This window comes from Sphingobium sp. SCG-1 (assembly GCF_002953135.1).
Taxonomy (GTDB): domain Bacteria; phylum Pseudomonadota; class Alphaproteobacteria; order Sphingomonadales; family Sphingomonadaceae; genus Sphingobium.
In genome coordinates this window covers 3,994,419-4,006,719 of record NZ_CP026372.1, presented here as the reverse complement: position 1 = coordinate 4,006,719, position 12,301 = coordinate 3,994,419, and the positions used below count along the sequence as shown (strand labels likewise).

The following is a 12,301-nucleotide window of genomic DNA, read 5'->3' as shown; positions in this document are numbered from 1 at the left end:
CCAGGATCTTGCCGTCAATGTTGGCGGATACAGTTGGCCGCATTGGCTTATGGTCCCAATGGCCTAGTTCTGCGGCTGCGCTGTGTGACACGCAGCTCGCCGGCGAAACCTCCGCTATTTCGAAATCGTCTCGGGCGGTGCCATGTAGGCGGTGGCAAGGCCGCCAAAATCTATCACCATGGAATCGAGCACCACCCCGGGATCGAGCGCATAAATCCTCAGCACGTGCTGGCCGGGCCGTGCCATAGGCCATTCAGTGACCGACGTGATCGCATTCCGCTCCACACCATCGCTCCAATCGCGCTTGGCTTCCGCGTCTACGATCTGGATCGGGCCGCCATCGATCGAGGCACCGTAACGCAGCTTGTTCTCGGCCGTCAATGCGAAGCCGGGTAGTAGGGTCACGCGAAGCTTGGCTCCCCCCGTGCTGGTTGTCCGGAAGCGGTATTGGGCATAGGGCGCTTGTGCGGCATCAACGGCGCTGGGCAGCTCGATGCTGCTCTGGATGGCTCTGCCTGAGCGACCGAGATTCGGTACCACCTTCCACCCCAGTCCGCGGCTCGATTGAAGCAAGACATAGCGATCGGCCCTGAACACAACGATCCTGTTATCCTCGACCAGCGTGCCGGCGGGCACAGGAATGTTGCGCGCCTCGATTGCAATGCTGCGGCTGGAACCAGCGCCCGAAACGGTCACGGTGCCGGTCACGGTTTCACCCTTTCTCAATTTCCGCCAATCGATCGACACCCAGAGACGGCGGTCACCGCCAGGCATGATTTCCGGCTCGATCTTGATCCATGGGGCCGAACCCCGGGCCTGGATATCGATCGGACCGGTTCCGGTGTTGAAGGCATCGATGAAGCGTCGGCCGTCAGTCGCGCGCTCAAACACCGCAAGGCAATCATTGGCCGCGTTCTTGGTCAGCCAGCGCTTGACCCGCAGCGCAGTTTCCGCAGCCTCTACCGTCTTGGCCGGCCGCTCCGACCATGCGTCGATGGCGCCCTCTACTGCCACGCCCATGCCTGGCGTCGCCGCAGGTATCACAGCGCCCGTAGGCGGCGAGTTGAACACCGATTGATAGCGGGGCTCGTCATGCATAAAGTGCGCCCAGCGCCCGTTGCCAATCTTGTTATAGACTTCGGTCGCCGCCTTGCCCCGCCGGTAAGCATCGACCGAATTCTGAGCATAAAGGTTAGCGCTGGCCCGGCCCTGATAGGCATATAAGAAGCTGCGATCGGCGTCGAGCATCTTGATGTTCATCATGGCGCTGCCTCGAACCGGATAAAGTACCAGATGATAGAAGCCATCCCGCTTCTCGGCCGGCAGCTTTGTCGAAATGGCTTCGGCACGTGAGTCTAACTCGCTAAATTCGGTCGTCCGGCGTCCCGCCTCGTCGCCATAAGCGACCGGCGAGAATTCGGTCGGCCGCGGCGCGGTCTCCGCGTCGTTCCAGCCCATATGTTCGGGTTTGCGAGCGAAATTGAGTCGGTAATAGTCGTCAAGCAGTGTCGCGATTTCATCGGCGTGTTCGGCCCCGAATGTATCGGTAGCCCAGCGCTTCAGCCAGCCATGCTGTCCCAGTTTATACGTGCCTTCGTAATCATAGGCCAAGTCCATGAAGTAGGTGAGGCCCTTCTCGCCCGGCTTGATGTCGCCGACATTGACCACCCATATTCGTCGCGAATTGGTGACATAGGCTTTGCCCATTTGCTCGCCAATCAGCGCTGGCGGAGTAGAGTCGAGCCAGAGATAGTCGTTCGGCACGCCCCAATAAGAGATGTGGTAATAAACTCCCCCGCCGCCGGGGCGCTTCTGTTCCGCCTTGGTCGAGAGTTGGCGGATATATCCGTAATTGTCGTCGACCCATCCCAGTGTCACGTCGTCGGGCACCTTCATGCCCCTTCGATATACGTCGAGCACTTCCTTGTAGGGGACAAATACCTGCGGGACGCTGACAGGATCCCTGCCGACCTCGCGCAACAGCTCACGCTGGTTTCTGACGACCTTTTCGAGCAGCTTGACGCCGTCCACGTCCTCGCCAGCCACGGCTGCGCTGTCGTGAATGCCGCGCATGCCGACAGTATAGACGTTCTCATACTGGTGATTAGCCTTCACTCGCTCGCGCCAGTAATCCAGCACCTGCGCACCATTATTGTAGTAATTATATTCGCCACGCTGCTCGAAATTCCATTCCGCGACATTGTTGCGCAGCATCGGCTCGGCGTGGCTGGAACCCATGACAATGGCGTATCGGTCCGCCATCTCGGCATTGCCTGCCACCTGATTGAATGCCGATGCGACCTTGTGCATCGCGGGCCAGAGATAGTTGGCGCGCAGCCGCAACAGCAACTCAAAGATCTGCGCGTATGTAGTTGGCCCCATGTCAGTAGTCGGATCGATCGATCGAGCCGCCCAGGGACGAATTGACCAGTCTTCGTCGTTTATGAAAATGCCTCGATACTTCACCGATGGCGAGCCTTGTACGATCGTCTCGGTGCCGAGACTCAATGTCTCGCGGTGCGTGGGATTGACATTGGCCCACCACACCCAAGGCGATACGCCGATCCGTTCAGATAGTTTGAAGATGCCATAGGCCGTGCCGCGCCGGTCGGTGCCGGCGACTACAAGCGCGCGTGAGACGCCCGGGAACGGGTCCTTGACCAGAGTGATCAAATAAGCCTCAGCCTGATTGCCGAGCTTGTCCACCGAAATGCGCTTACTGGCGATAAGCCGATCAATCAGCAGCGAGCTGCCGATGGTGCCGGCGAGGATCGCCAGCTTTCCGCTAGGTACAGCCTCCGACACCTGCGGGCGCACACCTGAAACTCGCTCGACATCGTGGGCGAAGGCGCGCGCGGCGATCCCTACAACAGGCGCATCGCCTACGCTCACAAAGATCGTCGGTGCGACGCCGTCGGCGACCAGGTCGAAGCCGTGCGCTATGGCCGACGCCTGCTGCGCGATCGCTTGGGCCGGGATAATGCCGGGAACAGCCGCGGCAAGGCTTAAAGCGACCAGAATACGGGGCAGGGCCATTCTGCTTTCCTGATTTTATTAAGTTGTTTGCGGAGTGGCGGATTTATTTCAGGTACGGACCGTTCCTGTTCCAGCCGATTTCCGTTGCGGCCAGCGTCCAGGTCTTGCCGCGATCGTTGTTGCCTTGGAAAAACAGGAAGGTGCGATTACCGTATTGGAAGACGCCGGGATGCCCAGATTCCGACGAATTCCAGCTCCCCGGTGGGCCGTTGGCTAGCAGCGGCTTGTCTGACAGGCGTTTCCACTTGAGACCGTCGGTGCTCACTGCAACGCCGATCTGCTGCGGTTCATTGTTATAGCCTCCGGCATAGAACATATAGAGTTTGCCATTACGGCGAACGATGCTAGCGGCCTCGATGCAGTCGCGCTCCCAGGGCAACTCCGGCGCTAGGATGGGGGCATCGTTGCTGACATTCTTGAAATCTCCCTTGCCGAAGGCGGAGTTAACTGGCGCTTGGGCCACGCCGATCTTCTGGACCTTGAACGCGGGATCGCGCGTGGCGTAGTAAAGCATCAACTTGTCGCCGTGCACAAATGCTTCCGCATCGATCGCGCGGCCGATGCTCCATTTGGCCAGAGCCGGGTCTGGATGGAACACCGGATTGCCCGGGTCTCGCTCGAAGTTCAGGCCGTCGGAAGACCATGCATGATTGATCGCATCGCGCGGACCGTTGCCATAGGTCTGGTAGAACAAATGCACTTTGCCCCGGATGACGATCGCGCCGGGCGCGGCGATGCCGTTCCACTCGATCTGCTGCCTCGGGATTATCTCGCCCATCTTGGTCCATGTCTTAAGGTCGGCGCTCTCGGCAACCCCGATCGCCAAGCCTTTGGGGAAGCCCTGCACGCCCTGTGGATTCTTCTTCACAGCGGGGATGGTGTAATACATGAGGAAGCGCCCACCAAAATGAATGACGGACGGATCTTTGGCCCATGGCGTACCAAGCCGGGTGGTGTCCGTATATTTTGTGATAAGCTTGGCTTCTTTAGCCGGCGAAGCAAACGTTGAGGAATATTGTGGAAGCGCGCCCAACGGGCGTGCGGCGAACAGGGCCACTGCTAGCGTTGCGCCAATTAGGCCCGCCAGCGCTCGACTATATCCTCTTCGCATCCGATCCTCCTTGTACTGGCTAGCTCATTCTTGCTTCCAGGCGTGACTCAGCCCGGCACGGCGCGGCGCGGCGCGGAGAACCGTGCCTCCGTTCATCTTAAAGGCGAACGCGAACTCCGGCAGTATATGTCGTGTCGTCGTAACGATATTCGTTATAAAAGGCTGGCACGGCAAAGTACCCTTGATACTTGCCGCCTAGGATGTTCGTACCCCCGAGATCGAACCGCAGGCTGTCGTTCACATCCCAACTAAGGCCGAAATCGAGCCTACCGCCGGGTTTCACGTAGTTCAGCAACAATGGATTGTAGGTTGGATCGGCGGCCCTGGCGGTGTCCTCAAGCGGGCGAATTCCCAAGCCTCCAGTTTCGTCAGCGTCGTAGTACGTCGAACGGTAGGTGTAGACGAGGCGACCGGATATGCCGAATTTTTCGTACAGCAATCCTACATTGAAGTTATACTTGGAAACGCCCTGCAGCGGCATGCCTGCAAGGCGATCAGTACCCTTCACCTCAGTATCGGCGTAAGTGAAGTTGCCCATCAAACCCAGACCTGACATCGCGCCCGGGAGAAAGTCGAAGAATGCCTGTCCGCTGACTTCGACCCCCTGAAGCTCGGCCGAGCCGATATTCCGTGGGCGGCTAATTGAATAGTTGATTCCGTCAATGACCTCGTTGGCGGACGCGTTCACCACCCTATCTACGATCTCGCGCTTGTACGCCGCGATCGCCAAGAACCCGCTATGAAAATAATATTCGAGGCTGGCGTCATAACTGTCGGACTTTTGCGGGCGCAAGTCCGGATTTCCGGCAGAGCCGGTGTTCAGGAGGTTGGGGTTTGTGGACAGTGAATAGCTGAGTCCAGGGTTTAGCGAAGCGAAATCGGGCCGACGGATCGTTTTCGAATAGCTCGCCCGAAGTTGAAGGCCGCCGCCGAACTGAAGCCGTGCGCTGGCATTAGGCAGGATGTCGACATTTGCGGTGGTCGCAGAGAGAGGTCGGATGTCGGTGCGCGCCGGTTGTCCGCCTGAAGCAGGTATCGTCACCACGCTCGATCCACTGATCGTCCGCTCGGTCCGTGATGGACGCACGCCCAGTACGCCGTCCAGCGATATTGCGCCAGCGATTGGTACCTCATAGCTCAACTGCGCATATCCCGCGATGGTCTTCTCGCGGGCATAGAAGCGACGCTGCGGCTGGTAGGCAGGATCGCCGGTTGCCAGACCGTAAAAGGATCTGAGAATGTCCCGTCCTTCGTCGGATCGTAGAAAATCAGGATTCGGAACGAGCGCCCCCGCTCCATTGTTGAAGGTTGGCACACCAGGCATGCGATACAGATAGTTAGCGGGAAGACCTGAAGCAGTTACCCGGATTGCGCTTGCCTCAGTGCCCAAGCCAATTACACCTCCTGGCGCGGCTCTATTAACAACCGCCTGGTCGAACTCGGCCTCGCGGTCCGCGTAGCGATATCCCACTTGAAACTTGCTGAGCAGATTGCTTTCAATATCGAAACTGCTGTCAAGGCGCGCCTGGAAGAGATCGCCGATTGACTTGTTGAAGTTCTGATCGAGACCCTGCGCTACCACAAGGTTGGCCGCCGAAAGGTAAGGATTGCCCGGCGTCTCCACGATCGCGCCATCGCCTGTGTTTGCGATATAGTTGAAGGTGGGTATTCGCTGGCTGACGACAGCTAGGACCGTTTCAGCTTTGTACTTTGAGCGCTGGTACGAGATATCAGCCGTTGCATGGACACCATTGCGCTCGAACTTAAGGCCGAACGCCCCCAGCCACGCGTCCGTTCGATTGTCGTAGCTGTAAGTCTTCTGCTCGCTGATTGAATTGGAAATTGTTGCGGACTCTACCTGACAGAGTTCCTGAACCCTGAATCCCGGGAGAGTTGGAGGAGTGCCGCCGGGCAGGGGCGTCTGGCCGCTGTCGAGACGAGATCTGGCTGTTATGCAGTCGTCGGACAGGTTGATGTTGGAGATGCTCGTGCCCGGCACGAACAATTGACTGTTCGCCAACGACCATTGGCTCTGAGACCGATAGCCCGTGTACAGCCCCTCAAGATACACCTCAACGCTTTCCGCCGCTTGCCATTGCAGCGATGCGTTCGCTTGAGGCCGTTCGTACCAGCCGTAATCGGAGTGGCTCTCCACGACGTTAGGCAGCAAAACGCCCGGCAGGTTGTAGGGGATGCCGGTCCCCTGCGCGGCGCGACGTACCCCATCGCGAGTGCGCGGGTGATTGTAGTGCGTCTTGGACCAGTTGACGTTCACCAGCGCCCCTATCTCACCGATTCCAGTCTGCCACGTATCCGTCGCTAATAGACTGAACTGCGGATCGAACCGGCCAGACTTCAGTCCGTAATTGCCGCGCGCGTTTAGAACGATGGTCGAGCGTTTGAAGTTAAACGGCTTATTGAGTTGCAGATCGATAATGCCAGCGATGCCACCCTCGATCACATCGGCGGTATTCGATTTGATTACGTCAACCCGCGCCAGTGCGTTCGCGGGCAAGTCCTGCATTGCGAACGTGCGGCCGGTAGTCGTGATGATCTCACGTCCATTTACCGTCGTCAGAATGTCTCCAAGGCCTCGGACCCTGACATTGCCGATTTCGTTGCTTGCAGTGACGGACACCTGCACGCCGGGCACACGCTGGAGCGCGGCGGCGGTAGTAGGATCGGGGAACTTGCCAATGTCTTCCGAAACGATTGAATCAACAATCTGGGTCGCATTCTGTTTGATCTCAGCAGCACGTTCCAGGCTCTGGCGAATTCCTGTGACGACGATTTCGTCTTGAACGTTCGCGCCGACGCCCTCTTGACTTGCGTTAGCGTCGTCCTGTTGTCCGGTAGAAGTAACCTCGGAGGCGGATTCAGGCGATGCGCTCCTCTGCGCCACTGCCGAACCGGAGTATGTGAGCGCTGACATGCCTAGCAATAGCTTGAACTGCTTCTTCATCATACTCTCCCCCGCTCTGCTGACCGTCTTATGCGGTCATGATCTATCATATTTGTATTATCACGGGATGTAAAGTTCTAAGGACGGCAGGAACATCGGTGCGTCCTACAACGAACCCTCGGACTAGCTACAGCTCACCAATTCGGTTCGGCGACTATCTTTGTTTTCGTATTTAGCGGATAGATAGAGGAACCCGCAGTGCAAAGGCGGGTGCTTCTGTGCGCCGAATGGCTCAACCATCGATGTCCCTGCAGATGAGGCATGTGATGCTGAGAGCGTCCGCGCGCTGAGCAAGAAGACAGGGCGCTACTCCGAGTATCCTAGCCAACCCACCAGAAAATGGAAAACCCTGCTTTAGCTAACGGCTCTATCGCGAGCGTACCTGATCGAGCGCTTGTTCTCCAAGCGCAAGCACTTCCGCCGCCTGTCGGCCCCTATGATAAGTTGGCAGTTTCCTCATTATGGTCCATCCGCATCAATGCGTCTTTGGCTCCGCGTTTATGAGTCTACAACGTAAGCAAGCTCCGGCGTTGCAGGAGCTATTCTTTATAAAAAAGAATGTTCAAGTAAGGATTTCTTTGGCCAACTCTTGAAGCAGCGCAGCGCCCAATGGGGAGTTTCATCGGGTGGTAATCCGCTGGCGTGTCAGCATTGCCGCTGGTCACGATTCCAAGGCGAAGGAAGAACAGCCGCAAGTCATAGAGGTGATGCCGTAGGCGTTCGAAGGCCTGCTGTGCGGATTGTTGGAATCGATGCGCCCAATGATGATATGTCCATCTGAATAGCTTGTCATCGCAAATTCTGCGGATTCTGGTCGCGAGCAATGGCGGCCTAAGAGACTGCGCTGCAGGGGCGGCGCAATTTAGGGAACGGCGATTATGGTCGTTCTTAGATCCCAATGCTGCGATGTAGATTATCGACAATGGTGAGCACCTCCGGCGCACGCTCAGCAAAAGGCAGCGGCCTAATGCTTCCATTCATGATGAAGCTGCCACTGGGCAGATCGGCATCAACTGCCGCTTTCAGCAACTTTTGTGCTCCGACGCCTGGATGCTTGAAGAACAGCGGCACAAACGGGCGTAACAGCAGTGGCATTCCGGAACCCCCGGTCATCGGAGTGCGATTTGGCCCCGGACAAGTAGACACCAGGGAAACGCCTTGCTTGGCAAATTCCGGTGCCGCCGCCTTCGTCCATAGCGACAGCGCCAGTTTCGAGTTTGCATAAGGACCGAACAGCTTTTGAAATCGCGACGGATCACCAAGCGAGTGGGGTTCGAAATGCTTGACGCTTAGTAGTGCGTTGGAGGAGGTGTTTATGATCCTGCTCATCCTGCCCTTTTTAAGAAGCGGCAGCAGTTCGCGCGAGAGGATGTATGGCACCAGCACGTTCATCTCGAAGTGCAGTTCACGGCCTTGAGGCGAGTTTTCGCGCTTTTCCGTGTTAACGCCAGCATTGTTGAATAGAACGTCGATGGAAGATTCATGGCGTTTTATGTCCGCATGGAAGCGGCCTAGGTCTGCGAAGTTCGCGAGGTCGGCAAAATAGCAGCGAAGCTGACCCGCCATTCCGGCCGATTTGATGTCTTCATACTGCGGTAGAGGCGACCGCAGTAAGGCAATAACTTCCCAGCCGCCGCGTAGTAATTTTCGAGTGAGTTCGAGGCCTATGCCGCTGCGTGCGCCTGTGACGAGTGCGACGTTGACGGTCATGGACGGGCACCTTGCGGGAATGTTCGCATAGATACTAGTCTGCGATGCACGGTTCCGACCTGCAAGGACGCACTTTGAAGATATTGCAGTCACCCGAAGCGCAGTAATGGAGCATCCCGAGCTGCTCTGCAGCAGATGAACGCACTTAAGGCAGCGGACTTGGAAAATTGCAATAGATGATTCTGGGGCAGGTCATAGCAGCCTTGCCTATCCACAGCGGCAGCCAGCGCATGTCGTGAGGTTTGACCAGAGCTCTGTGCGCGAGATTACGGCAAGTGAGCGAGAAATGCGTCGCGTTTGTTCGATGATAATCTTTCACATGGACTTGACCTTCGTGTCGTGGCCGAAGGTGCCGTAACAACCAATGTGCTGAATGCCTTGAAAGATATAAATTGTGACGAGGTGCAAGGATATTTGCTCGCTCCTCCTACGGAGCCCGCTAGATTTGCGCCATGGTTAGCAGAGCAATATGCGGCTGACATTCAAGGCACACCGTACCTCAGGACGAGGCGAAGACTTGGAACATGTCATCTTGAGCCATCCGGAGCCCGCTTCGCGCCGCATGAGTTGAATTGGGTTGTCGCATTCCCTTCTTCCGGACCGACTAGATTGCCGCGAGTGCGTCCTTCCTTTGGCGCGCTCGTGGGCTTTTCTGCTATTTGAACCGTAACACGGATTGCAGAGCAGCTAGGACTTCGCCAATGCTGTTCGTCTTCTCCACACGGTCACCGACGCGGCGAACGCGGTCGCTTCGGTCGGCCCGATACCAGGGATCGTGGCCAAGCGCCGGACCCTGTCCCCGCTCCGCTGAGCGGCCAGACGCAGGTCGAGCTTGCGCAACTATGGGTGAAGCTGGAGCAGCTGCCCTGCCAGCATGGCGACGACGTTGGTCGCCTCGGTCGGCAGATCGAGCCTGGATTAGTCTTCGACGATCGCCCGGGCCATCTGCAGCCTTCGCGATCCCGGTCGGGATGGCGATGCCCAGCTCGGCGAGCGCGCTGCGCATCATGTGGACCAATTGCATGTGCTGCTTGACCAAAGGCTGCGCATGCTGTGCGGCAACAGCGCCGCTTGCTGCTCGCGTGACTTGATGGGCACGAACCGCATCGCCTGACGTGTGCCCGCTTCCCAGATCGCTTCGGCGTTGGCGGCATCGTTATAAAAAGCTCGCTGTAATAGAAAACATAATCGCCAAGACAAATGATGGCCAAGCCGAGAAAGAGCTTCCACCCGTATGTGGCAAGAAACGGCGAGCGGTGCATGATGACCTCCCTGATGGAGTGGCATCCATGGCAGATGCCAGTGCAGGGCTCAGTGGCGCGCGTTTGCGCTTGCGGCGCGTTTTCTGTGCAGAAGCTGTGCAGACCGCTGGATGTCTAGAGCCAATCCATTGCGAATCAGTGTCATTGCCTTTCGTTCAATCCGGATTCCGACCTGTTTGAAAGCGCCTCCAAAGGCTATTTCTGCTGCGAGGAGAAATCCGAGATAGTGGCGGCAAAGCTCGCCTTAGCGGCGGTAAGCTCAGTCTCCACGTGCTCATAAATCCGCAACAACGTTGTAAGCCGCCGTCTGTTCACAGGTCATATGTCAATGAGCGTCGTTCGGCCAGCACTGAACACTTCCGCCGCTCAGCTATCGACGAGCATAGCGGTTCAGGTTGCGCGTTCGCTACCGACGAGCGGAGTAGGATGATCAGCTTGGGGCGCAGTGAGGCCGTCGATCGGATCGTGACGTTCGATCGACCATTCACCGCCGACCTTCAGCGTCAGGACGTGGGTGTGGTGATCGAGGATACTGAGCCTGTGGCCGATGCTTATGTAGCTCGCACCCGTGCCGGCGAGAAGACGGTAAAGGCGCGTTTCGGTGGCGAAGTCGACCGCGCTCGTGGCCTCGTCCAGAAAGACAAAGTACGGTTTTGAGACGAGAACGCGGGCGAAAGCAATCCGCTGTTGCTCGCCTAACGACAGTACGCGCCCCCAATCCCGCACCGCTGATAGGCCGCCATGCTTATCAATGACATGGCGCAAATTCACGGCCTCTAACACTTCGTAGAGGCGCTCGTCCGTTACTTCCGGATCGTGCGGGTAAAGGAGTTGGGAGCGCAGATCGGCCAGGATCATATAAGGTCGCTGCGGCAGGAACAGGCAGTGCTCTGGCGGCGGCATCTCAAGCTGGCCATGCCCACGTGTCCATAGTCCCGCCATCGCCCTTAATAGCGAACTCTTGCCAACACCTGTCTGGCCCACGATCGCCAGATTTGTGTCGCCATCGACGCAAAGGCTGAGCGCCTTGACAAGTTGCTGTTCACCACCTGGCGTCTCCAGTGAGACGTTGTCTAGGCGGACCGTTTCGGACGTCCGGTCGATCGTCAGCCGACGGCTTGTGGGTGTCGAACGAACGGCCCGAAGCGTCTCCAAACGCTCTTGTATTTGGGCGAGCCTGACTGCGGGTGGCGCCGCTTCCGCCAATAGCGGCAGGAACCTGCTCAGTATAAGCAAGGACGACTGAAGCAAACTCACTGCTCCCGCCGCTTGCGCGATGGTGCCATAGGTCATAGTGCCCGCAACCACATGCGGCGCGAGAAACCAGTAGGGAAGATATATCCAGGCTGCGCTGAGCAGCGCTAGCACGCCGGGAATGGCAACATCTTTGTAGAAGTTCAGCCACAACTGGGTACGCGATGCGGTCATCAAGCGTTTCAGAATATGTACGCGCTCCGCCGGCTCGCCGTGATAGAAGGCGATCGCTTCGGCATTTTCGCGGACGTGAGTCAGGCCGTAGCGGAGATCGGCTTCGGCCACGGTCCATTGAAAGGCGAGCTTGATCGTGGGAATGGTAATCAGGGCGTTGAGCAACACTTGCAGCACGCCGGCCGTGAACGCCCACCACAGCAAGGTGCTGTCGATTGACATCAGGATCCCGACTGCGCTGATCACCGTTCCTGACTGGAAGAGAAAGGTGCGCGGAAACTGCGCGACGGTCGTGACGAACGGTGTGATGCTTTCCTGCAGCCGCTGGTCAGGATTATCCAGATCGTCCTTGAGAGCGATATCGTAATATGTCCGGTGTTCCAGGTAACGGTCGACCAAGTGCGTGGTCATCCAGCGCCGCCAATCCACCAAAAGCCAATTGTCGGCCACGCTCATCACCACTGGCATCAGGTTATTGAACAGCAAGAACGCAATGTACGCGAACAATGCGATCGCGAACCCGTGCTCGCTGCGCGCAATCAACTGGTCAGTCAATGTTTTGAGTTGATAGGTCTGAAGCGCGCTGATCGCCGCGCCGATCATGACTGAACTCAGCAGCAGGACAAGTAGTAACCAGGAACGCCAGGCTTCAAGCCGGCCCCAATATGGCCGAATCAGCCGCCAGATTCGGCTGAGGAGAAGACCGTTCAAACGATAGTCTCTGGAATTGGCGGTTAGTGGCTGGATGATGGCCATGCTGGGTCTGTCCGATGATCGCTGGGGTTGCCGGAA

General features: G+C 57.6%; 5 protein-coding genes. All 5 read right to left on the bottom strand.

The annotated features are described in order from the left end of the window. Nucleotides 1–114: 114 nt before the first annotated feature. The 5 genes from C1T17_RS18485 to C1T17_RS18460 all read right to left on the bottom strand — a co-directional run bounded on the left by C1T17_RS18485 (nt 115) and on the right by C1T17_RS18460 (nt 12,265). Nucleotides 115–3,036, bottom strand: coding sequence for a glycosyl hydrolase 115 family protein (locus tag C1T17_RS18485; protein WP_104954693.1), 2,922 nt, complete (start codon nt 3,034–3,036; stop codon nt 115–117). 43 nt (nt 3,037–3,079) lie between these two features. Next, complete coding sequence (locus C1T17_RS18480) at nt 3,080–4,093, bottom strand: family 43 glycosylhydrolase (protein ID WP_223262693.1); 1,014 nt, start codon at nt 4,091–4,093, stop codon at nt 3,080–3,082. Nucleotides 4,094–4,244: 151 nt separating this feature from the next. Continuing rightward, a complete protein-coding gene (locus tag C1T17_RS18475; protein WP_223262692.1) occupies nt 4,245–7,112 on the bottom strand; it encodes a TonB-dependent receptor in 2,868 nt (955 codons plus the stop codon). 885 nt (nt 7,113–7,997) lie between these two features. After that, a complete protein-coding gene (locus C1T17_RS18470; protein ID WP_104954690.1) occupies nt 7,998–8,819 on the bottom strand; it encodes an SDR family NAD(P)-dependent oxidoreductase in 822 nt (273 codons plus the stop codon). Nucleotides 8,820–10,471: 1,652 nt separating this feature from the next. Then, nucleotides 10,472–12,265, bottom strand: a complete 1,794-nt coding sequence (locus C1T17_RS18460) for an ABC transporter ATP-binding protein/permease (RefSeq protein WP_104954689.1) — start codon at nt 12,263–12,265, stop codon at nt 10,472–10,474. Nucleotides 12,266–12,301 lie beyond the last annotated feature (36 nt).

Bases quoted from the DNA above. Each gene is read 5' to 3' on its own strand.
- C1T17_RS18485 (WP_104954693.1), bottom strand. From the start codon at position 3,036: ATGGCCCTGCCCCGTATTCTGGTCGCTTTAAGCCTTGCCGCGGCTGTT.
- C1T17_RS18475 (WP_223262692.1), bottom strand. From the start codon at position 7,112: ATGATGAAGAAGCAGTTCAAGCTATTGCTAGGCATGTCAGCGCTCACA.
- C1T17_RS18470 (WP_104954690.1), bottom strand. From the start codon at position 8,819: ATGACCGTCAACGTCGCACTCGTCACAGGCGCACGCAGCGGCATAGGC.
- C1T17_RS18460 (WP_104954689.1), bottom strand. From the start codon at position 12,265: ATGGCCATCATCCAGCCACTAACCGCCAATTCCAGAGACTATCGTTTG.